At 59.0% G+C, this 25,485-nt stretch carries 11 protein-coding genes and 5 pseudogenes; 9 read left to right on the forward strand and 7 right to left on the reverse strand.

Annotation, left to right across the window (positions count from 1 at the left end; translation table 11 throughout):
- The first annotated feature begins 742 nt into the window (after positions 1-742).
- Positions 743-1,510 carry an outer membrane beta-barrel protein gene (locus tag IVA88_RS27945; RefSeq protein ID WP_247500443.1) on the forward strand — a complete coding sequence of 256 codons (768 nt, stop codon included), beginning with the start codon at positions 743-745 and terminating at the stop codon, positions 1,508-1,510.
- 402 nt (positions 1,511-1,912) lie between these two features.
- On the opposite strand, the gene IVA88_RS27950 is transcribed toward IVA88_RS27945, so the two are convergent.
- From IVA88_RS27950 to IVA88_RS27960, 3 genes are all read right to left on the reverse strand, one after another.
- Positions 1,913-2,050, reverse strand: a complete 138-nt coding sequence (locus IVA88_RS27950) for a hypothetical protein (protein WP_247500444.1) — start codon at positions 2,048-2,050, stop codon at positions 1,913-1,915.
- 665 nt (positions 2,051-2,715) lie between these two features.
- Positions 2,716-3,138 carry a hypothetical protein gene (locus IVA88_RS27955; RefSeq protein ID WP_247500445.1) on the reverse strand — a complete coding sequence of 141 codons (423 nt, stop codon included), beginning with the start codon at positions 3,136-3,138 and terminating at the stop codon, positions 2,716-2,718.
- Positions 3,139-3,157: 19 nt separating this feature from the next.
- Entirely contained in the window at positions 3,158-3,379 is a 222-nt protein-coding gene (locus IVA88_RS27960; protein ID WP_247500446.1) for a hypothetical protein, read from the reverse strand.
- A gap of 449 nt (positions 3,380-3,828) precedes the next feature.
- Between IVA88_RS27960 and IVA88_RS27965 the strand changes: the two are divergent.
- A pseudogene (locus tag IVA88_RS27965) lies at positions 3,829-4,098 on the forward strand (hypothetical protein).
- A 3,017-nt stretch (positions 4,099-7,115) separates the two neighbouring features.
- On the opposite strand, the gene IVA88_RS27970 reads toward IVA88_RS27965, so the two are convergent.
- From IVA88_RS27970 to IVA88_RS27985, 4 genes and pseudogenes are all read right to left on the reverse strand, one after another.
- Complete coding sequence (locus IVA88_RS27970) at positions 7,116-7,319, reverse strand: hypothetical protein (RefSeq protein WP_247500447.1); 204 nt, start codon at positions 7,317-7,319, stop codon at positions 7,116-7,118.
- 230 nt (positions 7,320-7,549) lie between these two features.
- Complete coding sequence (locus IVA88_RS27975; protein ID WP_247500448.1) at positions 7,550-8,125, reverse strand: hypothetical protein; 576 nt, start codon at positions 8,123-8,125, stop codon at positions 7,550-7,552.
- Positions 8,126-10,520: 2,395 nt separating this feature from the next.
- A complete protein-coding gene (locus tag IVA88_RS27980) occupies positions 10,521-11,624 on the reverse strand; it encodes an ISAs1 family transposase (protein WP_247500449.1) in 1,104 nt (367 codons plus the stop codon).
- Between the two features lie 1,371 nt (positions 11,625-12,995).
- Positions 12,996-13,208 (reverse strand): annotated as a pseudogene (locus IVA88_RS27985) (hypothetical protein); the annotation flags it as partial.
- Positions 13,209-13,907: 699 nt separating this feature from the next.
- Between IVA88_RS27985 and IVA88_RS27990 the strand changes: the two are divergent.
- The 7 genes and pseudogenes from IVA88_RS27990 to IVA88_RS28020 form a co-directional block, all read left to right on the forward strand.
- A pseudogene (locus IVA88_RS27990) lies at positions 13,908-14,324 on the forward strand (IS5 family transposase); the annotation flags it as partial.
- Positions 14,325-17,297: 2,973 nt separating this feature from the next.
- A pseudogene (locus IVA88_RS27995) lies at positions 17,298-17,905 on the forward strand (NYN domain-containing protein).
- 1,342 nt (positions 17,906-19,247) lie between these two features.
- A complete protein-coding gene (locus IVA88_RS28000; protein ID WP_247500451.1) occupies positions 19,248-19,385 on the forward strand; it encodes a hypothetical protein in 138 nt (45 codons plus the stop codon).
- Positions 19,386-20,045: 660 nt separating this feature from the next.
- Positions 20,046-20,315 carry a hypothetical protein gene (locus tag IVA88_RS28005; RefSeq protein WP_247500452.1) on the forward strand — a complete coding sequence of 90 codons (270 nt, stop codon included), beginning with the start codon at positions 20,046-20,048 and terminating at the stop codon, positions 20,313-20,315.
- Positions 20,316-20,806: 491 nt separating this feature from the next.
- Positions 20,807-21,190 (forward strand): annotated as a pseudogene (locus IVA88_RS28010) (outer membrane beta-barrel protein); the annotation flags it as partial.
- A gap of 773 nt (positions 21,191-21,963) precedes the next feature.
- Positions 21,964-22,263: a hypothetical protein gene (locus IVA88_RS28015; RefSeq protein ID WP_247500453.1), complete on the forward strand. Its 300-nt coding sequence runs from the start codon at positions 21,964-21,966 to the stop codon at positions 22,261-22,263.
- A 2,985-nt stretch (positions 22,264-25,248) separates the two neighbouring features.
- On the forward strand, positions 25,249-25,458 hold the full coding sequence (locus IVA88_RS28020) for a hypothetical protein (protein WP_247500454.1): 210 nt from the start codon (positions 25,249-25,251) through the stop codon (positions 25,456-25,458).
- Positions 25,459-25,485 lie beyond the last annotated feature (27 nt).

Here is a 25,485-nt window from a genome sequence, read left to right on the forward strand (position 1 = left end):
TGTTCCGCGGGTGAACGCCAGACTTGCCCCGCCAAATTCAAGCCGAGCAACAAAGAGTCAAAGCCGGCCAGCACCGATGGCTGCCAGAAGAACGTTATGGGAACCGAGAACGCGCCAGGCTCCTTGTTCCGCAGCGACGGGCTTCTATGTCATGGTTGCCAGGCTCACTTTGCTACTGGTTAGCTAACAGAAGTGCGCCAGCGTGAGCCGGCGGGCCTCCGCCGCCTCGGTCCTCCCGGTTCACGCCCAGAGGCCCTCTGAGACAATCTCGACGCGCGACATGCTTCCTCGAGGGCGCGCGGCAGGCGACGCCCGCGCGCCTACCCTTTCAAGGCCGTGTTAGAAAAAGCCGGCGTCGAGTTCTTGAGAATGGCGGGAGCGCGGGTGTGAGGCTGGCTAAGCTTGGCAGGCAGACTAAATGATGGGTGCGCAACCCCGCTCGGAAGATCTAATTGTACCGCTCGAAGATGCCGCGCCTTTGCGAGTTTTTGCATTCGGCAGCGAGACGTAGCCAAGCCTTCTTGTCCCATCGTGCGTCCCAAAGGCGTACGAATGGTGAGGTCTATGCACGCCAAAGCGCATTGAGTTCCATCCAAGCACTTCACATACATTGACAAATTCCCCGCGCCTGTTTCGGAACAGGTGATGCAACGACGCTACAGCAATTCCCAGTAGAACGATTAGTTTCAGCGCGGCAGGTGGGCGCCTATTCATTGACTCGTTATTCTGGGGAGAGACTCGCATGAAGAAGGTTATTGCGGCTGCCGCCGGAACATTGGCTCTAGCTCTGGCGGCTCCGGCCAGTGCGGCAGATATGGCGGCTAGGCCGTACACCAAGGCCCCGGCCCCGATGGTCGCTGCCATCTACGATTGGAGCGGCTTCTACATCGGCATCAACGGCGGCGGCGGGTCGAGCCACAAGTGCTGGGACTTCGTTACTCCTGTGACCGGCGTTTTGGTCGGCGAAGGTTGCCACAACGCGACAGGCGGTACCGTCGGCGGCCAGATCGGCTACCGCTGGCAGTCCGCCAATTGGGTGTTCGGGCTGGAAGGCCAAGGAAACTGGGCTGACTTCTCGGGCGACAACGTCAGCACGATCCCAGGGTTTGGGACTCGCAACCGTTCGCGCATCGACTCGTTCGGCCTCATCACCGGTCAGGTCGGTTACGCCTGGAACAACGTGCTGTTCTACGTGAAGGGCGGCGGCGCCGTCGTCGGCGACAAGTACGATGTCTACGCGGCCCCAGGTACGTTCGGCGCAGGCACGCTGCTGGCTTCGGCAAGTGAAACTCGCTGGGGTGGGACGGTCGGGGCCGGTTTGGAGTTCGGCTTCGCACCCAACTGGTCGCTGGGCTTTGAGTACGACCACATCTTCCTTGGCAACCGCACGATCGGCTTGACAACGCCCCTGGGTGCGGCATTCGGCAGCGACCGTATTCGCCAGGACGTCGATATGGGCCTCGTCCGCTTGAACTATCGCTGGGGCGGTCCGGTCATCGCGAAGTACTGATCAGCTCGAACAAGGCCGGCTCTTTGAGCCGGCCTTCTGCGTTGGAGGCTCGAGTGACGAACTTACCGGCCAGTTACCACTTCGCAGTTGGCGCATGAGCTGAATCAAGCATTCGCTTCGGCTGAAACTCGCACAATTTGCAAGGCGATTGGACAAGCGCTCAAAGATTTCAAGATTTCAGAAATCTTGAAAAGACGGGGCTGCAGCGTACCAGCATCTATCGTGCTTCCGGCAACGAACAGCTTCCGAATTTTGCGACCGTCTTGGGGCGCTCACGGCCAGAGGCTTGAACCGAAGGTAGCCCCCATGCGCCGCGGCCATAAACAACCTGAACCGCCGGAGCCACAGGCGTAGAACTAGTAACGCAGACAATCGATTCCGCTACGGCGCGCAGCATGGAAGTCATGCGTCCGCTGTAAGGAAGCCGCCGAAGGTGACGGCGTCGCCGACTTCAACGCGCTGCATTCGCGCAAGCACAACGACGAGGTGCAGCTGTACGCCTTCGACATCATCGCGCCCGGCGGCGAGGATCTCCGGCAACTGCCGCTGAGCACGCGCAAGACCAATCTGGCCCAGCTGCTACGCGGCCGCCCGCGGCATGTTCGTCGCGCCGTTCGAGACTGGCGAGATCAGCGCTGACCTGTTCGGTGCCGCATCCCGTATGGGCCCCGAGGGCCTAGTCTCCAAGCGCTCAACCGGCGCTACAGTGCCGATCGGCCGAAAGACTGGAGCAAGGTAAAGAACAGGACTCCAACCGGCGATGACGCGGGTGATGGATGCCCACACCGCCGTCGCGTCCGTGACCCAAGCCAGCCGTACTACGAACCACCTGATCTCGTCGAGAAGCGTCGGCAACTCACCGCAATATTCCGACAAATCGTCGCAACGCGTCGTTGCTGAACCGCTTCTTGGTGAAGATCGCGCTTCTGTCGGAGCCGAGGGACGTCGCGCACGCCCAACATGTCCGGTCTGAGTTCGCACGAACGCTGCAAAAGGTTGAAGCAATCGCCTCGCGGTCCGCATCCGCAAACTCATTAGGCACCGTTAAGCAACCCAAATAACCTTAAGGGACAGACGTTCTTGCGCCTGCTGCCGCAGGCGCCGATGCTCGATGCAGTCGCCAAGTCGTCCTCGTCTCGCGTACTGGCGCCTCCGCGGCAAGGGGCCGGCGCCGTCACAAGCGACGGCCCCGCCCATGATGAGCTCTAGCAGGCGCGCCGCACTGCTCGGGGCACAAACGGCAGTCTCGGAGAAAACGGCTTTGCGATCGCGAGAACCGCGGCTTCGTCAGTTTCGAGCGCGATCTTCTGGGCGAGCATCACATCGCCAATTGCCAGGGCCCGTTCGGGAAGGAAGCACCACCCCGTCTTAGGCTCCAGTTTTTCATCCAGCTCCAAAACATTGCTCATGGCGCCCTGGTGAATTCGGTATCGCCGGCCGGTATGGGAACCAGTGACTTCAAAAAAATCGTTGGCATCAAATTGCGCGCGCTGTTCTGGAGATAACCATTCTCGCAAAAGACGGCGTGCACGAGCTTCCGGGCCATTTTGCTCGTTGAAGCTCCGGTAGAGCGCACGCAGAGCACGCAAACGCGCACCTTGGGCGACGTTGCGTCCGAACAAAAACATCTTCCGTGCTGCGAAGGGTCTAACCGCCGACTAAGTGCGGATAGAACAGCGTTTCTTCCGCTGTTGGATCAAATGACCTTATAAGCTTGAGATCGCCGGCCGCGGTCCGAGTGGCAGCGGTAAATCCCTGGTTCGTAAGCTTCTTGAACCGCAGCTCAGCCTCGGCAAGCCCCTTGGGGTCATCTTGCTCAAAAACATGTCTGCGGTCGCCTGTGCTGTCCATTACGATCTGGGTAGCCATGGGAGAGAACTCCGCAATGCTAGACCCCGATGAAGAACAAACCTCCCCGAAGTGGATGATGTTCCTGCTCTCGGCAAATTTCATTGTGCCTTCTAGTCAGCGGTCGTCTGGCTCGCCGAAATTGACGAAAACCTGATCCGCAGCGCCCTGACGACGGCACAACGGGCGAAGCTGGTCGCAAAGCGGAAGGCGGCGTATGAGGCGGTGCATCTGGAGATGAAGAAGGGGGCGACCACTTGGACCTTTGGCGAACCAAAAATCTCGATGCAGGAAGACTGTCGCGCTCCGTGTTCGCACCACAAACTACGCAACCTCGAAACCTCGGGTGAGTTACGGACCCGAAGAGGAATTGGAAGGTAAGCGGAAGAGCGGAAGTCTGTCGTGCGCGCAACAGCACTTGGATTGCCATTTATCCGTGCGTCCTCTTTTCCAGCATTGAACAGGTGACAATGAAAGCATCCCTTCTTCTTGCTGGCGCACTCAAGGTCGGATGCGCTACCCAGCTATCGCTGACGAGTTCTACGTCGTGCAGGGACCTAGCCACAGCTGCACGATTACCTCCCCGCGCCCGGCGGACAAGGCAGTCGTGACGCAGATCGGTCCGATGGCCTTCAAGAACCGCGTTGAAGCTGAAGACGCATCAAGCAGACCAAAGTCTGCGAGGAAGGCACTGTGGTAGCAGCACCGGCAGCACCACCGTTATCAAAGAGAAGCAATGAACTTCTGGTCGAATTCTGGCGAGTTTGGAGAAAGATCGCGTCCCGGGGGCGCAAGCTAAGTCCGCCGATCTGTCATCCCACAGCGAAGAAGCGCTGAAGACAGCGCACAAGGGCCCGCCGCAGAGCTGACCACTCCCAAGAGGCCGCCTCGGGCGGTCTCTTCCTTGTCGGTACACGCCCACGATGTGCGGCGGGCCACCAGCCCTCTCACCTACCTCCGGAATGAGCGATCGATGTCCCGCAGGAGAGCCACGGCGGCGTCGGTATAGCGCCCGTAGGACAACTGCTGATCTGCAAGACTGGCACACGCCAGTACAAGGGCAGCTATGGCCACGCCCTTGATCATGTCGGATATGATGCCCGGAGCTCGCCGCGATGTCGCCTAGGCCGGCCATCCAGGCCTTTCCAGTCAGATGGTGACCATCGTTCGTGTGGCAGCAGCACCGACCAACGCTCTCGCCGACCAGTGGCCCGACTCGTCCGGCTCTCCGATCTCGATCCCGCTTCGTCTGCAACGCCCCGACTCGCGAGCAGATGGACAGTTGCCCGAAGTGGCCGAAGAGTTGGAGCGGCCGATGATGCTCTTGGTCCCGGCGCGAACGGGAACATAGCTGGATCGTGGATTCGTCCTGCACGACTGGTCCGCATTCTTCGAACATGCCGGGATATTTTTCCACGTCCACAACGTTGCGCCAAACAAGGATGAGGAAGGCGAAGAGTTGCCGGACGACGAAGCAGCATGGCGAGAGGGCACGACCTTCGCAAGCGCTCTGTTAAGGACGCCGATGACAAGTCCGGCGGGCGAAGAATGGAGCCCAGAGGTGATGGACCAAGCCGGCAAGCCGATCTACTTCACCAGCATGTCTCGAGAAATGAAGTACGCCCCCTTCGTTCCAGGCCTCTCATTCAGGCTACAGGAAATTCCGCTCGTGGCCTTTCACTACTGTGGAAGCAGTGCGGCTACATGTCGGTTCAGGGGGACGCCACCAACTTTGCAGTGGAGCGCTAGACCGAGGCTTTTGACCCAGAGGAGAAGTGGTAGATTGATTTGCCCTCCCTTCCAGAAGGCGCGCCACGCGGAAGGCCGCTACCCTCAATCCAGATCGACAAGAAATGCTAGGACCAAGTCTTCGGTCTGAGCTTGAATAGCTGCGTTTCGATAAATGACAATCTCGGCTTCGTCAGCTCTGCGAACTGTCAACTTGGCCGTCGAGGAGCAAAGCGGGAGGCTGTTCGACGTAATCGTGTCAAGTCGTCACGAACCCAGTCCTCTTTGCACAACTCGAAGGCTTCCGGGAAATCTCTTTGCCTCGACGCGCACCTAGCTTTGCCGTCAACGTCCATCGCGAATACCGAACCTGAGGAAACAGTGACACTCACTTTTCATCAGTATCGGACAAACCTGGGAGGGTTTTGCTTCACTTCACATTTGCTCACGAACTGGCCGCATTCGCGAGGCGTCCAGCTACTGTATCGGCCTCTTTCGGCCCGCAAGCAACGTCCGCTCATGGCTAGACGTCCGGCGGGACAGGTCGATGACGGCTTTTAACCAAGGAGAACGTTGACGTGGCGCAGCCGCGGTTCGCAATCCGTTCTCGTTACTGGCTTGCTCTCACTCGCTGCCCGGTACTAGCCTGTTTCCATCGTCGGTGGCCTAGCTTGATCTTGGGGACTGGCCTAGTTTCGATCCGGGCTATCGTCACGCGCGATCCCTTTAGGGAACACTTGGAGCTACCATTAAGAAACAACGGCACAATTCGCAGGGGATTGGCCGTGGGCATCGAGCGGATGCACAGGCCGAAATACTGGCGGGAGCGTGGGGTGGAGTTTCGTGCCAAGGCAGACAATTGCGAGTATCCCGAGCCACAGCCCGACCCCGTTGTGCCAAAGCGCCTTGAGCGTGCCGGCATGACCACGGACACAAAAATGTCGCCGGCAGAGGGATCTCGCCCAGCGCCCTCCGGCACCAGCAACGCCAGGCCCTGCATGCCTTTGCGCATGTCAGTGTGACCAGTTGCGATCCAGATTTTTGACCTTGCTGCGATCAGGATCATCGCCGCTCCAACAGATCCAACACACGAGACAACGCGGTCATATCGATGCCGGCATCGACGATCACTCGATAAGCTTTGCCGGAGACAATCTCCATGCGTCCGCTCGCTGACGTAGCTGTCGACTGCACTGGCGGCGGACCCGGCAGCACCATTGCCGGCACAAAGCCGTGTGAGGCTCTTCATCACCGGCCCGGCCGGGCCGCAAACGATCGCCACCAAGTCAGCGGAAGCGAGCGCGAGATGCCGCATCGCCGGGCTGTCGATCTAGCTAGAGCTGTCGATCGCACTGGCGGATCCGCTATCACCATTGCCGGCAGAGAGCCGGGGCAATGCTCTTCATCACAGCCCCGGCCGGTCCGCAAACGATCGCCACAAGTCAGCAGCAGCAAGCGCGAGATGCCGTATCGCCGGGCTGTCGATGAAACGGCTCGTGGGGGCTGCAAAGTCTACAGGACGATCTTGCTTTCTCATCGTCGGTCCATCGACGACGCCGGCCAGTCTCAACAACCTCGAACCGTTCGACCTGAGCACTGCCCTTACTGCTGTCCACAAGCGCTGTCACACAGCACTCCTCTTAACCAGAGAAGGCAGCCGTCACCGGACGGAGAGGCGGCTCCAGACGCTTGTGGGGAGTTTAGCCAGGTGGAGAAGCTTCGAAGTAAGCTCCGACATACACGAGCGCAGAGCTATCGCAGAAGATGGCGTACCAAAGCGGGCAGCAGAGCAAGAGCCGTTTAGGGCCCGCCAGGTCCGAAGGTTGGCCCCGGTTGGTTCACTCGCGTGATCCGCCTGCATGCATGACCGGCCATCCTCGCGTCTGCCGTCATTTGGAGTAAGGCTGGCACCTTCATCCGCCGAGTAGCGAGCCTCGACAACTGTGGCCCTGCGATATGTCCGCAACCTGGCAGACTGGTGTGACTCGCATGTTCGAACGTCAGCGCGGCCGCGAGACCGGCCGTCTATTCAGGATCGCGCGCTCACCCCGATTTTCGTTTGTCGTTGCACCTCGGAACACAGCAACAAATCGATCGCCTTCCAAAGCTCAACGTCGTGCTCGCGATGCATTTGCTCGGCTCGCCGCCTCGCCGCCTGCTCGTCAATGCAGTCGAGCTTTGCCACGCAGATCACTTGCCGGCTGCTGTCCACCACGAACGCTTTGTACCGCATTACACAATCCCATCCCAACGCGGACCGTCATCGTAATCGAATGTCGGTCTAAGGCGGTGGTAAACTAAGTGTGGGCCCGCGGAACCTTTGTACGTGTGGCAATTCGGCGATACCTGGAATTCATCGACCCCGCGGCGACGCGCGTACCTGCCGAGGCGATTGCGCTACCTCACTCACCGCGTGCCGAAGCGTGCGGCTCGAGCTTAGGATTGAGAAGCCACCAAACATCATCAGCAGCACACCTGTGGGGGTGAGCCGGAGAGCGCAGGCGCGAGGAGCTGCTCAACGTCGACTTGGCCCGGCATGGAGTGCTCAGGCGTAAGCCGCCGGCTGTGAAGATGGGTAGGTACCGCTGACGTCACGGTGCCCATATCGAGTACAGAAGCGGCATCAGCCAGCTTGATTTCGGCTGCAGGCGGCTGGGACGGCTGGGCCGGTGCGGAGCGCAGCAACTCCGTGCGCGCATCAACCACCGCGGTCTGCCTGGGCCGCGTACTCCCGTTCTCGTCCAAACTGGCGGTGCGATCTTCGGCCCCGCGAGGAAGAACTGTCTTCTTCACCTTCGCGATACCCTCGGCCAGGAACCAGCATTTACGGTGACCGTCGAATTGATAGACCCAATGCGTCTCGTCCGCGGTCGTGTTGCCGTGTCGCGGCAAGCATTGCGTTTGCGCCAAAGAGGTTGCTGCGGGCTCGCGCGGAGCGCCATTGAACAAGTCGGCAAAAGGGTCGGGGACCGCAGGTGTCGCCGCAAGAGTTCCAACAAGAACCAAGCCGGCGAAGTAAAATCGCAAATAACCGGACATCGAAAACTCCCGGTGTTGCGCCCCTCACCGGGACCACCCTTCGCGGCCCACTTGGGCCGCCATGCGGCCCAAATCTGTCGGCGCCATGGATTCATTGTGGGCCTAAAACGAGATCCGGGTCCGAATTGAAAACCAGTGCAGCAGCCGAGGAATACAGGGAGCGCTTAGCCAGAACTGAGGCGATGAGTGAGGACCACCGGTGTCCGCTCTGCTCAGTTCGCCTCGGCACGAAGCACCTCGCGGCCCCTCGCTGATCCAGCCGTCGTCGGACGTCCAAAGGGACGGCGGACATCATACCTCCTCGACACTCCGGCAAGAGCGGAGCTCGCCCGTTTTCGAAAGACGAAATGAGAAGGCTGGGTTCGCCTTTCGAAGAACCGATAGTAGTAGCCGGCCTCAGGTTGGTGACCCTGCTCCTGCCGGTGAGTACATCGCCGCGCTGCCGAAGATCGAGCACGCTGCGCCGGAATGGCAAGCCGTACGGAGGCGCTAGCTCTCGTCGCAGAAGGTGGCGGCGCAACGATGTTTGCTTATCTGAACCAGCCGCAGTTTGTCTGCCATACCTGTGAGCAGCACGGCGCCATCCGGCGCGCCGGGAGCCAGCCCAAGTCGATGGTTTGAGAGTGCCGCCCGCAGAGGTTTTACTGCCGTGTGAGGCTGCGTAGTTCAGCTGCTAGCTCAGCTCTCAGTTCTTCCTCAAGCTCCCGGATATGCTTCGCCGTTGGGCCGTCCGGAAAATCTTTCGCGAGCTGGCGACAGTGCGCTAGCTTTCGCCCGATTGACAAAATATCCCGGTCGCTTTCCATGGAATCAAAATGATCCTTGGGACCGCGATCATTCAATACTCCAAACGATATAGGCCACCCCGGGATCGGCGATGGTTCCTGCACAGGAGCTTGCCAACTTTTCCCGATTTGATTCACATAGGCAAATGTGGTGCGCGATCGTTCGAATTACCTCACCCGAATTGCGCCAGGCAGTTCGGGGAGAACCGTCCTTTGTCGGATGAGCATGCGCCTTCACAGTCCAGATTTATCATACGGCAGGGAACGAGGGGTTGGATGGTCTATGATCGAGAACGCAAAGGCCCGGCTCTCATCGGGACCGATTGGGCGACCGACCTTACGATGCAGCAAGCCGAAGACGTCAAGCGGATGCTGATTGGTCCAACCGAGAACAAGGCCCACAGCGTGAACGGCGGACGGCGGTAAAAAAACGGCGGCCTTAGGGGCAACCCCGACGCCAAAGGACTTCCCTATCTCGTTGATCCGGACCTATACGCTCCCGCGGCCGGACGCCACGTCGTTACGGACGATCGCCACAGCCTCCCAATGCTGGGACGGCTCCTGCCGTAATCCGGGAATTTTCTAAAGAAAAAAGGCCGGCACAGCAGGACTCAGTTGACTGAACTAAGAAGCTTCGAGATCAGTACCGCCACCAAGTGGAGGACGTTGCTCATTGACGCACCCCCATCTGGCTCGGGGGCGCCCTGCGGACTCGCCCACGACAGAACTGCTCGGGGAAAAGGTTGGTGCGACCGGTAAAGCCCACGAGCGGACGCCGCTGGCCGTTCTACCGTGCTTTTCCTCCCCGCAAACTACGATCCTGGCCACGTCCATTTCGCAGCCTCGCTACCGTAGTTTACGGCCGTCTGGGGCAATGCCTCAGCCTTGCCAGGCACCCTGCTCTCCTCCGCCAGTTCCAGGCCGCTCCATGCGCGCGAGCTCGTGGATGTCGCGCTGATGTCGCCTCATGCGGCCGATCAGCCTCCGGCAACCCACGAGCGTCAATAGGCGCCCAGCCGGTGCGGATCGATCGGCGCTCGGCATAAGCCTGCCATCGTGAACAGCGAAGCCGGATGCACAGCTTGTACTCAGTCACGAGTGCTCAAGGCCCTTTTTCCCGTGGCCAAGGGTTACTGAAGATCTATGACTGCGCGAGCTGCGGCAACGATCTATGGCTTGTGACCAGAGTGTCAAAATCATTGGCGCGCAACCGGTCAGGGGGTGACTTCCTTCCGGTACGCCATTCAAGATCATCGACGTAGCGAGAAAGCGCCCTCGTGCAGCAGTTGTTCCGAGCTAAAGGGCCCGCGGCGTAAACCGCAGCACCTGCAGGTGCGCCGTTTGATAACACCTCAGTGAACGAAACCATCTGCTGAACCCTCGAAGCACTCCGGAAACAGACCGAGCCTACATTTGTCCTTGCGACTAAAGAGGAGATGTCAATGATGACGCTCAAAGTGATTGTAGCTGCTCTCGGCGCGGGATTTCTGATTTCCATGTATTCGGGAGACTTCGGCTCCGACGTTGTTCTCGCTCTTGTCACGTTCCTTTCGTAATTGCGCGGATTCCGCGCTCGCGGCCCGACGCGACGCTGTCCGCAAGACGCAGGGCTATCGCATATGGCCGAACAGGGCGAGGAGGAAGCTGTCGTCCCAGCCTGCACGCTTGATTTTCCGGCGTATGGAGGTGGGACCAGGACAAGATCGAAGGATGTTGAGCGCGAGCCTGCGTAGGATGGCGAGGTTCTCGGGAGCATTGTCCATTCTCGCCCGGTTGCCGTCCTCGTCGAAGTGGACGTCGAGCACCCAATGCAACTGGTTCTCGATCGTCCAATGACTGCGCGTGACCGACAGCAGCCGCTTGGCGGACATGGACTTGGAGAGCAGGTAGTAGCGCACGACCGACGGCTCGGTGCGATTGCCCTGCAATTGCCTGCGCGAGGTGACGCGGCCGATCGCAACCACGCCCGGGAAGCCATGGACGGCAGCTAGGCTGGTATTGCGCATGATGGTTGCCCGGCGCGCTTCGCGCCGGTCGTGGGTGGATGGCTCGATCGTCTTGACGGCGCTGCGCTTGCCGGACCGGGCAAACTGCCCGACCACGGCCTTGAACAGAGGTCCACGGTTGGCCTTGATCGCCAGCACATAGTCGCCACCGCGCTCGAGTACCGTCTTGGCCATTGCGCGATGGCAATGCAGCGCATCGGTCGTGACGATGCAGCCTTCGAGGGACAGCAGCGCCAACACCTCCAATGCCCCCTTGGTCTCGTTGCGGCCGGGAGCCTTCTGCTGGGCAAGAGACATTCGCGCCTCCACCGCAAAGACGTTGACCAGGTGCAAAGGCTCGTAGCGCGAACCGCGCTCGAAGGCGCCTCGCAGCGCCTTGCCGTCGACCGCAATAACTCCGGTCAGATTGAGCCGGTTGGCCTTGGCAAACGCCGCCATGAAGCGCCGGAACGCCGCTTCGAAGGTGTCCGGCTTGAGCAGACGGAACACGCGGCTGAAGGTGTCGTGACTGGGAATCCCATGCTCCAGGCGCAGAAACAGCCGCAGCAGGTCTTCCTTGGCCTGTCCAAACTCCGCCATGTCCGAGCAGGTCTCTGCTCCGCACAGGACCGCGGCCAGGGCGATAACCAGCACCTCCAGCAGATCGTGGCGTGCGTTCGCCGCACGCGGGTCGGACAACCGCCGAAGAGCCTTCTTGAACTTCCCCATGCGACTCCCTCCGCCTTGTGGGAGTCGTTCCCAGAAACCACCTTGCCAAAACAAAGCAATACTGGCCTCAAATCCATATGCGATTCCCCTGCCGCAAGACGCACGGGCCTAACCATTTCCAGCGACCCCGTAAGGTTTTGGCTGGCGTCGCGTTTGACCGACGCGATATACTTTCCAAGCTCGGATGCGATTTCAGCCGTGGTCGAGCCTTCGTCAATCATTTTGATCAGCGTCTGTACCTCGCCCTCTGTCCACTGCTTAGGTTTGTGGTTTTGCACGCTCCGCGCTCCGGTTTCGCCCTGGAGAGATCGGTCCGTTCTCAGAACCAAATGCTCGTTCAATGGATTTCGGTTCGTGTTTGCAAAGGAGGCAAAGCTGGGGCAGAATTTTTTAGCCGGGGCTGGCTGCATATTTCACTTGGTGTTTTAACCCGGCTTCATTTGACCATGCGCGGCCGCAGCCGTTTGAACCTCCCGCTGCGCCTTCGTATTTGCGGTGCGCCCGCCAGCTTGAACCGGAGCCAGCTCCGGCGGTTGCCCCTCCCTCAGCCCTGCAACTAGATCGCTCGCCCAGTAACCAAATCGGCCGTGTCTTCGGAGGTCCGCACCTGATCCGCAGCACGGGCCGAGCGTCGGCGCTGCCGCCGACTGCGGCCCATCGTGCATGCGGACTCGACGAGACAAGGGATAGAGCGGCTCTCTATCGGGCTAAGGCCCGCCTCCGCGACTCCTCGTCTCTAATCAGCGTATCAAGTCTCTCCAGTTGACCGGCTAAGCCCGCGAGGCTCTTTGCGATATTTCTCAATAAGAAAGCTCGGTTGTCCGGAGTGTCGGGAGCTGAGGAAAGGGCCTTGTATTGCGTTGCGAGATCCTTGCATTTGGCGGCCGTGATCATGTGAGTTCCAATCACTGCAATTGGCAATTGATGACTGTAATCACACGCCCTTGCGCCAGCCATAACTAAGATTAAAGACCTATTCGTCGCAAGCTGTCGCCGCGAGCGGCAAAACTCGAAAACGACGATCGCTCGTACCTGGTGCAATCGAAGCCGACGATGCACACCACATAGCGCTATCCCAAGATGGATGCGTTGCCTATTCCCAGCAGAACCAGGGTGCTGTGCCGCTCACGGCTTCCGGTTCTTTCGGAGGCAGGCTGATCACTTGAACGATCCAGCACCGTGACTAGGCCCATCCTTCGGCGACCCCTGCCGGCTCGCCATCTCTCCACATCTGTTCGTTCCAGCTCTGGCAGAGCAGGTTGTCGGCGGTTCGAATCAGAACTCATTCCGCAGATTGTGCAGCGAGGGTCGTCGATCACAGCCTGTACTCGTCCCCTCATTCGCGAGGGCCTTGCGGCCGTCCTGTCGGGCTCAGGTTCGCTTGTAAGACGGCCAGCAGCCGTCTTCCTCATGGCGCCCGGTCCTCAGCGAGCATGTGTTGTCCAGCAGGCGCTGGCCGACAATGCTCCAGATTGCGTCAGGACTGTACAGTATGACGGCGTCAGCCTTCTGAATCACGACACTCCGCGCACGGCGACGGCAACTCACCCTGAGGATATGCCTACGAATTTGGCTCAATCGCAGCGTCTCTTGAGCAGCGGTCGGCTGGATCTGTGCACGCGGCTCGTCCAGGATTAGCCAAAATGCACACGTTTGTACCGCGTTTGATCTCTCGGTGCACGCGTAGCGCACACGAATTCTGAGTGAGTGCGCACACAGTGGCGACCTTTACTAAGCCGGGCTCCGGAAGCCGGCTCGTCCAGATCAGAAGGAAGCGCCACTACGTCGCGAACACGTTCGTTCGGCGACGTGATGCCGAAGAGGGGAATCAAAGCTGAGCGCTCCATCAATCGATGGAAAACCCGATTCGAGCTCCAAACCCGAAGAGCAACCGGGGCATTTTCTCCGATTTGATTGCACTGTATCAGAACGATCTTGCCCAACTCGAACCCGTTCCACGATCGAAGCTATGGTGCTCAACGCACTCAAGACCTCGCTCGGCTGGTGAACCTCAAGGTCCTCGAGGCCGTGCTGATGCTGCCCCATGCGGCCGATCAGAGTCCGGCAGCCCCCGGGCGTTCAATAGGTGGTCAGCCCGTTTGGGTGCGGATCGGTGGCCATCCGCCTTATGCCTGATCCAAATGAAAAACCCCAGTGCCTTGGAGAGAGCACTGGGGTGTTCTCAAAAATGAATTGGCCAAGCAATGACGCCATAGTAGCAGCCCACGTGCTCGTCGCCTGTGAGTTAGTTCGCACGCCGATTTCCAAGCCACGTCGCGCGGGCAGACCACCAAAATCCACGCGCTGACTGACGATATCGACCGTCCCTTGGCCTTCCTCATCACCCCGGGCAACACCCACGATCTGGTCGGTGCACGCGACCTAATCGGCATGATCCGCAATCCGCGCCGCTTGCTGGCCGATCGAGCCTACGACGCCAAGAGCTTACGCGACGAACTGGCCGCACGCCGTATCAAGGCCGTGATCCCGCCAAATCCGACCCGCAAGCATCCGCATCGCTACGACAAAGCAGCATATAAAGGTCGAAACGTCATCGAGCGCATGTTCTGCCGGCTCAAGGGCTTCCGACGTATCGCAACTCGATACGACAAGCGCGCAGACATCTTCATTTTCTCATCGATGTGCTCGGGCGATCTCGGCGCGGACGTGGTCCTCGCCATTCTCGCTTGCCTGTCGTGAGCCAGAAGGCGCCCGGCGCCGACCCGGCCGAAGGCAAACGCCGCCGCTTCCAAAAAGCCGTCCCCGAAGGAGGATGAATTCCCTTGAGGCCGGAAGTTTACTCTACGCTGCTCCGAGACACTGCCCGGAGCTTCAAAGGAACGCCCCCCGATTGCCGGTTCTTCCCGCCTCGAAAAACACAGCGAAACGCCTAAACGCGAATACCCCAGATTCGGTTAACGTCGGATCTGGCTCCGTACGGGCCGGCCATTGTCCGTCCCATAGCCCTGCTGAAGGGGCAGACTGCCATATGACCCGCAGCATCCGGGCCTGAATGGCCGGTGTGATCGCTGGTTCGATTTCCGGCTCGACGCGCTCTCGTAGGATCAGCCGTACTCGGGGATCGGCTTGCGCCTGGTTTGCTCAGCGTGCTGCGCAGCAGGATCCGTGCAGCGAGCCGGTACAAGACGCCGAAGCCCACATTGAGAAGATCAACTATCCATTCCTCTACACCAAGGGAAGCAGCACGGAGTTCGGCGCCGGCATCAAGTATCCAGTCAGGCGCGCTGGCTCGATCTGCACGAGAGCGGTATCTATATGCGGCTGCTGAAACCTGATGATGATCTGCTCGTCAATAGATCAGCGTAAAGGACAACCACGCTGCGACTGACGCGCAGAGACAAATTCCTACATAAGGCAATACAAGGCGCATCGGGCTTCCCTCCGAAACGCAAATATGCGTCGACGCTGCGGCCGCCGCGGGTTCATCGTACATGCGGCCCCGTAGGGCACAACAAAATATGTCGGGGCGGCCCTGCTGCTAGCCGGCCCGGGAGAGCCTTTGCGACTCTTCGGCTCTAACCACAGAGTCGAGTCTGTCCAGTTGCCCCGCAACGCCCGCAAAGCTCTTCGCTATATTTCTCAATAAAAAAGTCCGGTCTTTAGAAGTGTTCGGGACTGAGGAAAGGGCCTTGTATTGCGTTGCGAGATCCTTGCATTTGGCGGCCGTGATCATGTGGGCTCCAATCACTGCAATCGGCAATAGATGATTGTAACCACGGAATCGTGCGGAGCACAATTTGGGAAATTGTCGCGGATCCCGAAGCCGTAAAGCCTCGGCAATTCCTCTGGGAGTGCCATTCTTCCCGGCTTGCAAACAGCTTCGATGAGCACCGAGCGCCTTTCATATTCTCTGGTATCGCCCGCAAGCGTCCTGCGAAGGCCGCCGTCAAAGAACCACTTGGTCGATCCAATGTCGACGATCACTTTGCGTTTGAGGCACCGCACCTGCATCTGCCCAATCCGTTTCCGGCCAAAACGTAATGAGGAATAGGTAACAAGTGCTGCCTAAACGGAAAGGAGACCTGAGGTCCAAGACTACTCTCTGTTCGCCGCCATCTTGGATATTCACTGTAGGGGCCCTTTTTGGTCATTGAAGTCGAGGCTTCGGCGGCGCGCTTCTGGACAGACCGTTAGTTCGCGACATTTCGTCCGGTTAGTTTGCCCTCCATTTTGGTGGCCGACGCCGGTCTCGGCATAAATCCCACGGCGATAATGACGCCTCCGAATGCAGCGATCGTGAATAGGGCGAGAGCTCTCAGGAGTAACATCTGCTGCTCGTAAAAATGATTTTCCCAAACGCCGCGTGAATAAGCACGTAGCTCGGAGAGCCTATTTCGGATCAACGTCCCCTGCGAGCCATTCTTCAGTTTGAGAGAAAGAACCGGGTAAGGAGGGCTGTCACAGAGGTCTCAGGAGCGCGGGAGTGCTCCCAGCTTTTGGACCGTTCCATGGCTTGGAAACACGCCCATTCCCGCGTCAGAATAGGTATGAGCTTTGCCCCGCGTCCCTCTGTAAGGGCCGGCGTTTATCCAGTCTACTGCCCGCGTGAGCACAGGTGATGACGAGCACCATGGTCCGGCCAATCGGTTCCTAGCATTGGTTCATAGACCCATGAGGAGTACCGACGGCCATAGAACACAAAACAACTACGTGCGGCTGCGAAGCCTGCGCTCGCCGTGGCGCCGAGATCCTACCTGGTTCAACGGGGCGTACCTGCCGGCCCCGCTGTTGGGCATCGAGATACTTGCAGTCACCGCACTTTGAATGGCTGGTCAGTTCGCGGCGGTCTTGCGAGCTGCGAGAGAGACTCGCGGAGTGCGTCGCGGAGATCCGAGAACTCCAGACATCATGCTCGAAGCGCGCACCGGTGAGGACCGGGCACTCTCGCTGAGGATCTGCGAGGCGCCCGTGTTCCGTCCGGCCCTGATCCGTTCCGGCCGTTAGCACGCCTGAGGCCGAAGGCCCAACCAAGCATGCTCCAAGGGTGCATCGCCTAGACGCAAAATGGCACCGCACGAGCGTGAGCATAGCGACGGCGAAGGCGGCACGCGGGGCCGAGTGCAGCGACGAGACCGGTGCACCAGTCCTTCGAACGTATCCGGTTGCGCTCACCCGCTCCGAACTGCAGACCCGCCTCAATAGCAGCGACGTCCTCGTCGACCTAAGTGATCCACCACCGAAGCGCCTCGTGGCATTCAGGCCGACGTCACCATGCCGCCGTATCTTTAGATCTCATTCCATTGCGGTAAGGAGCTGTCACAGCAACTGGGACACGGCTCGAGCAGCCATGTATTGAGCTGCGGGTCGGTTGCTCTCGGTTCCGACCCGGAGAATGTCTCCGCCTGGAGCTGAGAGGGACCACCGCCAGCCGCGGCCGCGGGGTGGAATCAAACAGAGCGAAACCGCCAACCGTCATGGCGCGAGCACCCTGAAATGAGCACCTGGAATTGGACAGCCCATATTACAAATGCGACAAACCAACTCTCGGCTATCGTCAGACTTCGATTCCCATCGAAAATAGAAGGTCAAGGCATCCGTCTCCTCGACGATCCGCGGTAGGTATCTATATAGAATGCGACCGCCCCATCCGCGTCGCGCGCCCGCGATGATTCCAGCTTAATCCCCGCGCTGCGTCACCGAAAGCGTGAACTGATGTCACCTTGCTCTACCGACAAGATCGCGCTCCATCGATGGAGCCAATCTCTACCCGACGGCGAAAACTCTGGGCTTCGACATTGATTGCAAGCGCCTGCTGAAGGAGTTTCAGAGCCGCGGGACGCTGACGCGAGCGTTCTATTACACCGCCATCATCGAGGATCAGGAGTACTCCTCGATCCGCCCGCTGATTGATTGGCTCGACTACAACGGCTACACCGTGGTCACGAAGGCGGCCAAGGAGTTCATCGACGCCTCCGGCCGCCGCAAGGTCAAGGGCAACACGGACATCGAGCTCGCCGTGGAGCTCGCCGAGTACATCGACCAGATGGTGCTGTTCTCGGGTGACGGCGACTTCCGCTCCCAGGTCAAGGCCGTTCAGCGCCGCGGCGTGCGGGTCACCGTGATTTCCACGATCGCAAGCCAACCGCCGATGATCGCCGACGAGCTGCGTCGCCCAGGCCGACGTCTTCACCGACCTCGTCGAGCTGAAGTCCAAGCTCGGCCGTGATCCGTCCGACCGCCCGGCTCCGCGCGATCGCGAAGCGCGTGCACACCTGCCAAAATTCTTGCAAGAGCCGAAAGGAAACGACCCACTCGGTTAGACGGCTAAGGCGGCGCACGCTTCGATCAATTTTGGGCAGATTAATCATCATTCATTTCAGAAGAAAAGAAACGCCGCCGGCTTAATAATCTGCGGCCGGCAGCTTCCCAGCCCCGGGGAATGAGCAAAATCTCGGTGGCAAATCCGGAGCATAAGCCGTGCCGAGAATTGGTGTCGGTTCCGGCCTTCTCTGTCGGGGTCCCTGCACCTCTCTTGCTTCGTCGCCCATCAACAAACAGGCGCAAGGGCGTCTGCTTCAAATGGAGCGTTCACATGCACCCACATCCCATTTCGACGCAACCACATCATTCACGTCCACACTCTTATTTTCCGACTTGGATCGACAGGTCCGCATGCTCGAGAGCGATCCCAAGAGGAGGAGCGAAAGGCAGGAAATCCCGACCCAGCCAACCTCTCCTAACCCATGCTCGCGCTGAACCTCCGAGCTCGGTGCGCCAATCTTCAGGATACGATCGCGATGCCCGAACGCGAATTTCGCTCGTCGCGCCGAGTTGGCAACGGGTGGCTAAGCCCATTGGCCTACGATTTCGTGGCGGTGTATCAAGCTGCCGATCGAAGCTTCGCAAGGGCGGCTGGGCCCCTGGCATTTGTCGCTTTGAGATATCTCGGCGACGGCTCGATGTCGCTTGCATGAAAGGGGCCGGCATCCGGCATCATGCTTTTGCTGGGCGAAGCGAACCTGCTGTGGCTCTGAAGAACCCCGACGCTTTTGCGATCATCGTGACCGCCCTCCTGCTTTCTCACGGCGACGAAGCTGCACCAGCGTGCTGGTCCGCGGGATGAGCTTGGCCGCACTGATAGAGGCGATGTTCTCCGCGTCGGTCCGGCGACGCAATGCCGTTCACAACATCAAAAGCGCGTTGGGTGACTTTGCCGTTTCGCGCGAACTCGGTCCAGTCTGTCACCTTCTACGTTTACGACAGCAGTAAAGACGTCTGGCTTCGTCTGCCGGTCTAACTATCTCGCCACCTAATTGCTTGTGGGGAAGGTTCTTAGGACGGGCTACCTTTAACGGGCATTCGATCATTAACCGCTGAAGAGTCCGAGACAATCGCTGCTCTCATCTTCGCACGGATCACTGAGCTCGAGCTGTAGCTTGCGGCCCGGGATTTCAACATTCCCGGGAGCGGCAACGACGGACCCACGTGACGAGCTGTATGTTCGGTTACGGTCCACTACGGAGAGAGCTGGAGCGCACACGAGCCCAAACTATCCGGCTCACGTTCTCGGAAATCGAAGAAGTTCTCGAAAACTTGTCCTCTTGAGGAGTGGCACCGTCCGCAATCCAGCAGATGACATTACGTTTGGGGACGATGACGTCCTTGGCCGAGCTCGACGTTTCGAACATCTTTGTTTTCGGTGGGCGGATAACGCTGATGAAGCCGGTCGAGTTTGCGGTGAAGCTCGGAGAAAATCAGGACGCCGGGAGCGTTAGCCTGCATTACGAAGGGATGGAGTAGAAGCTATTCGGCATCACGTTGCCGCCAAAGGTTTTGTCCAGCGTGGTGGACCGGCTACCGACGCACTGAGACCAACACCTGAAGACAAGAAGCCAGCTTCGCGGTTCTGGCCAGCGTCGCGCCCCAGAAGTAGCCATCTGCCTCTAGAGAAACACATGCTCGAACTACGTCGCCAGCAGAGGGCACCGAGCAAAGGCATCCGGAGCAACGGACCCAGTTGGCTAGAAGGCCACTCATGATGCCGCGGACGAGTTCGTCTCATTGCAGCTGAAGGCGCTCGCCCCAGCTTTTCCAGCTTAAGCCAAGTCATCGTCTGGCGGAGCCTTCCCTCGGCCCAGACCGACAGCTTCAACTCTCCGGCAGGGCATGCACCTGTAGGCGTAGGCGGCGGGTAGCTCTGCAATTGCCGGGAGCATCGCGAGAAACTCCATTGGACGCCGACATCTATTGCAGATGTGGGTGGGTGCCTTGTCCGTGTCACCGCCGCGCGCCATGGCCGGTCCGCCCAAAGGCGACGACGGTATTCCATTAGTCGGGGTTTACATCTCCGGACGACTACAAGGCTGCCGTATCCAAAACAGGCCCCGCCAGGTGAGCCGCTATTGCTCTTGAACCAAGACTCAGTTCTCATTGCGGCCAAATTACTTGCGGGAGGCAATCGTGAACGGCGAAGCCGGATGCACGGTTTGTAGCCAAGCTCGACTGCTCAAAGCTATTTTCCCCGTGGCCAAATGCTACGAGCTGAAGCTGTATGAGTGCGCAGGCTGCGGCAGTGATCTGTGGCTGGTTACTAAAGTGTCCAGATCATTGAAACCTAAGCGGCAGATGGGGAGATCTCGTCGAGGTTCGCGGCTCAACACCATCGAGGCGGCGTTGAAGAGCCCTGCTAGTGCTGCAGTCAATCCAAAGCTGAAAGGCCAGTCAGCGTAAACCGGCCGAGCCTCAAACCCGGTGTCATCGCATATGACGCAAGGTGCCGTATGGGGGACTAGCCGGTGGGGGACACACGTGGCCTTCTGCTTGAGTTGGAAGGCCCGCCAGCAGCCAGCGCAGAGGGCGCTTCCCTCACCTCCATGCACCTTAAGCCTGCTTGCGAAATAGACGCATCGCAAGCCAGGAATGCTGCGATATGATGATTTTACCGGGGCTGGCTGCATATTTCATTTCGACCTTTTGATCCGGGAATTTTTGACCGCCCGGGTCGCAGCAGTACCATGCTGCGGCCTCGTGTTCACGTTACTTAGCGTAAGGATCAACTTGTCGCGGGCGCAAGTTTCGCATTTTTATATCGATCAACCGCGGCGTCCTGATTGTAAGTGGAGGACGGTATTGTGCCCAAAGAAAGTTGCTGGTCGCTCGTGCTGCCGGAAGACAACTGGCCCGCTACGGGGGGAAGCTCAGCGCGATTCCGGCGTTGGGCTCGCAATCGTTAGCGCATCTACTCGTTCGGTCTGATCACTGGTCAGGGGGCTACGCCTGGAACAATGTTCTGTTCTACGTCAAGGGCGGCGACGCGGTCGTGGGCGGCAAGTATTATGATGTCTTCGGTATTCCGACCGGAGCACTCTTCTCGTCCGCTTGTGAAACCCTGTTGGGGCGGCACCGTCGGCGCAGGTCTCAAATATGCTTTTGCACCGAATTGGTCCGTTGGCGTCGAGTACAATCACATTTTCCTGGATGATCGCACGATCGAACTCACTACGCGCATCGGAGGTTTCGGCGGAGCGACCGGATTAGACAAGGAGTTGACATGGGGCTGGTCCGCTTGAACTATCGCTGAAGGTCCGAGCATCGCGAGGTACTGAGCGCACCTCGATTTAATGACGAAGGGCCGGCTTAAAGGGGCCCTTTTATTGTGGAGACCGAGACTCCCCACCTCACGATACGTGAAGGGCAGCCTACAAGCGAGAGTCTGACGGCGTTCACCATGCCAATCTCCCACGCGAGGACGGGCGCTTGCACAGTGAGCAAATAGCTCAGGTATTTCCAACCAGCCGTTACCTCTGGCGGCAGCTTCATCCGTCTCAGGTTTGGCAAAGACCTCCATGTATTGTCGTGTCGCTGCGGATGATCTTCGGCGTGAGCGGCTCGAATGGTGCCTCGCTAAGGCCCCGCAGCATCAAATGCCCGAGGGGGCGCACCTTGATTTCTCCTGCGGTCTGCACGATGCAGTGTAGTCGAAGCAACAATTCGACTCCTGGAACTGAGCTTGACGTTCACTAAGAAACTTCTACTTTCCCGTCTCCCTATCGATTCATCTGAGCAAACGCGAGCCGCGTTGACATGCTTTCCTCCGGGCTGCAAGTTTTACCCTTGATTTTTCCCCGAGCGCAGAACGGCAGCAATGCCGTGACCGTGATTTGAGCACGGTTTGATCAGCCGTTTCGCGCAGGAGGCCGCCTTAAGACGGCCTCTTCACGTGACCGCTGAAGCGCTGTTGAACAGGATCCCTTGGTGCGTTCCCGGAAGCCGCCACGTCGTCACCACTGTTGCGAGTAAGTGAGTTCTGTTGTCGCATTTTTGACTACTCGACTGCATTTTTCTGCTCGCTTCTCTCCTAGAACTTTAAGAGCTCGGTTTGCCGGGGGACGTGGTGATAGCAAAAAACCTGCTGTTTCTCGCGATGCCTTCCGCGGCTTTGTTTGCGCTTTATGCAGCGGAGGCTCATCACGACAACAAGCCCGATGCCGAGCAGTGTCTCTTGAAGCTGTTTGGATCAGGAGAAGACATTCCTGAAAGGTTGCTTCAGCAATGGTCAGGCGGGGCAGAGCTGCTCGGATCGAAAAAAATCGGTCACATCCTAAGCCTCGCGCCCGTCAAGCCGCGAGAGGCGATACACAGTATGACCATGCAAGCGACTTTCTCCACGCTTGTCTAAGAGACCTCGGGCACAAAGTGCGGTGACAATGCTTTGCTGCACTCCGCCTTGTTCGCTTGAATTACACCGTAGCTGCCCCCCTTCGGAGCGGCCCCCGACGATGCCGAAAGAGATTGCGACGCATGGTCCTTCGGCTGCGTGCGTGTTCGCATTCAGTCTGGCTGCAGTCGTCGCGCCCCATTGGCTGCAAAGAAAAACCGGCCGGCTCAGGTAGTCGCATGCCATGCGTGCCGCGGTACTCGTCACCACTCTCGACGACAAGTTTGTACTGCTACCTCCTGACGGACTCTTACCGCCTCAGCTCGACCATTCAGATGCTCTTTCTGTACTGCTGATCTTTCCCAGCCACCCCCACCACCAGCGCCTTGCCTAAGCGCTGTACAGAGCAGTGACTGACTGGCTTAGTCCAGCTCCCGACACCGTCGCCTCGCGAGCGGCCTCAAGCCGGTCGTCATACAGCTCGGTCCTGGACAGCAGCGAGCCCGCCCCTCGGGGAAAAAGTCCCAGAATGTTGATCCACCGTTACGCGACTTAGGGAGAACTCGCTCCAAGTCAGTGATACTGCATCTTTCGAATCGGTTATCCGTGTTCACTTAGGCACGGTGTTCTGGTCGCAAGGTGCCCGTGAGCAATTTCTATCCGTGCCGATGCTTGTCACGGCGGTTTTGCCGGCGCTGTTTTGGAGTGGCTGCCTGGCGGAACTCCGACGGGAATGGCTTCGAGATCACCGGCCAACCCCCGCACCATCGCCGGCCGGACTACGCGGCGATCGGACATTCGAACCGCGGCTTTATTTGCGAAGCCTACGGTCGCCGTCGCACCGAGATCCACCTGATTTCGAAGCGAGGCGCCCCTGCCGGCCCCGCGCTTGGGTCGAAATACTTGCTAGGCAGCTACGACACTCTGAAGGGGTGCCTCTTTCGCACAATCATCGTTCTCACTCATCAGGCGTAGAATGAAGCGGCGTCCGGGCTCCAAGCCCCAGCCCCCTGTCCGGAGCGCAGGCGGCCTCGCCATTTGTAGCCGCGTTGGCGGGGCCGCCGCCCACAGCTTCCGTCCTGCAGGACGTTGATGATCTTGTCCACGTGGCCATTGCCGCGGGAAAGTAGGGTGACTGCGGAATGTCAGACGTATAGAAGGCGGGCCGACAGCTCAGGCAGAACGGTCCGTCAAGAAGTTAGCGGGTACAAAGTTGTCATGGCGGCTAGGTGACGATTACCGCGTTACGCATGGAATTGAGAGCCGCGTCTCCTACCGGAGCCGACTGGTTCTTCTTTGCCGGTAACGGTCGCGATGACTGCAGCCGGACTGAACGCGATCACGCACCAGCTGCCAAGGCCAAAGCGCTATCGCAATCTCTCTTGACATCGTGGCGGTCTGTTCGGAGCGGTGGTTTGTCATTGGCCTTGGAATTCAAGGAAGGCGGGGCCGCGCGGCCCTGTCACTGCACTTGTGCCGAGGTCCCTCAGAAGACAGTGCAGAAGTCGCAAAAAGGACCCTGGTCAGGAGTAGATTACTCGGGCTCGACGCACTCCCGCGGCATCGGCCGTGGTCGCGTCGACTTGCGGTCTGCTCAGCATGCGGCGCCGCAGGATCTGTGCATCATCTTCCCTGCGGCCCGCGCATGCTCGAATGAAGCCGGGTTAAAAAGACCAAGTGAAATATGAAAGCCTGCCCAAGTGACAAAAATTCTGCCGCAGCTTTGCCTTGGTTGCAAGCACCGTGCGACCGGAGCTTGGCCGTGCGAAACCACAAACCTAAGCAGTGGACCAAGGCCGAGGTACAGACGACCAAAGAAGAACTGGCCATTCTGGCAGCTCCACCCTTTCGCAGCCGTGGTAAAACTGTCTCCAAGTCAGTCCTACTGCATTTCTCCAATCGGTTATTCGTGTTCGTGCAGGCTCGGTGTTCTGGTCGCGAGGGTGGGCGTGAACCAGTGTTTATCCGTGGCTGATGTTTCGGAGTGATTGCTGGCGGATCTCCGACCAGAATCCCTCGAAATCACTGACCAGGTTCTGCGCCAGTCCTATGGATTGAAAGCGCCCGCGCAATTGGAACATTTGGCTGGCGAGTCTGATGACGACCAAGGTGCCATTCGACCTATGGACAAAGCGGTTGCCTATGCATCTCGGCTTCATCGTGTCTTCGGCGCCGTAGCCCTTTTTGCGGTATCAGTTTCGAGTTCGCCCGCCATCTGGACTTGCCTTGCCGTTGCTCTGCTTGCGATCGGCCTCGTGAGCGCTTTTGATGACTGCTAACGCCTTATGCCCGGTCGCTTGGAATAAGTTCAGCCTCCCTAGTAATGGCATGAAATGGCTCGTCGGGACGCTTGACGCCGTCATGCTCTGTTTGGGCGTCTAAAGCCAAAATCGGCTTTCGTTTCGCTACTAGGTTTGGTTTCGGCCGTTCGGAATGCAGATGTCGCGCTCGAATCGTGGCCCGGACGGATATGACGCGCCTCCGCCACTCCCTCGACCAGGTGATTGCCTCCCCTGGATCGCTTTGAGCAGAAACGGCCAGTCCGACCAATGAGCGGATGGCAATCAACACCTTTGCCTCAACAATCGCCGATGATCTCACCGCCAAAGTCATGACACCGGCGAACCTGTCAGTCCTTCTGAAAAGCTGCACAGTTCGCAATGCGGCGGGCGACATTACGTTTGGATCGATGTGGTCCTTGGCAGAACTAGACGTTTCGAACATCTTCGCCATTGCCGGACGGATCAGGCTCGTTAAGCCCGTCGAGTTGCCTGCGGCATGCCGAGGGCGAGAACGGTGGCAGCATCAGTAGGCGCTTTGTGGGACAACATGGAAGCTGTCCGGCATCACCTTACCGCCTCGTGTCCTCGCCCAGATGGACAGGCTGCCCGCGCGCTGAGAGCTTGCGCTCGCCCTCCAGTTGCGGTTTGGATCTGGATTGGAATCGCCCTGTGGCCATCCTATTGATGTTCCGAACATACTCAGAGACGAGCTCGCATCAGATCGTTGACCGCCAAAGAATTACAGGCGATCGCTGCTGGCATCTTCGAGCGGATCACTGATCTTGAGCTGGAGCTTGCCCCGCGCGACTTGATCAAGGTTGAAGAGTTGCGAGGGCGGACCAAGATGACGAAGCGCGGTACTGATTCCATTTACGATCTGCTCCGGAGGACGGTGGAGGGCGTGCGACAGAACCTTGTGCGTTCATATCCGTAGAAGTTGAGAACATCTTGGGAAGGCCGC

The organism is Bradyrhizobium sp. 149, from assembly GCF_023073915.1.
Lineage (GTDB): Bacteria > Pseudomonadota > Alphaproteobacteria > Rhizobiales > Xanthobacteraceae > Bradyrhizobium.

Coding starts and splice junctions, on each gene's coding strand:
- IVA88_RS27955 (WP_247500445.1), bottom strand. CDS start 3,138: ATGTTTTTGTTCGGACGCAACGTCGCCCAAGGTGCGCGTTTGCGTGCT.
- IVA88_RS27980 (WP_247500449.1), bottom strand. CDS start 11,624: ATGGGGAAGTTCAAGAAGGCTCTTCGGCGGTTGTCCGACCCGCGTGCG.
- IVA88_RS27970 (WP_247500447.1), bottom strand. CDS start 7,319: ATGCGGTACAAAGCGTTCGTGGTGGACAGCAGCCGGCAAGTGATCTGC.
- IVA88_RS27960 (WP_247500446.1), bottom strand. CDS start 3,379: ATGGCTACCCAGATCGTAATGGACAGCACAGGCGACCGCAGACATGTT.
- IVA88_RS27945 (WP_247500443.1), top strand. CDS start 743: ATGAAGAAGGTTATTGCGGCTGCCGCCGGAACATTGGCTCTAGCTCTG.
- IVA88_RS27975 (WP_247500448.1), bottom strand. CDS start 8,125: ATGTCCGGTTATTTGCGATTTTACTTCGCCGGCTTGGTTCTTGTTGGA.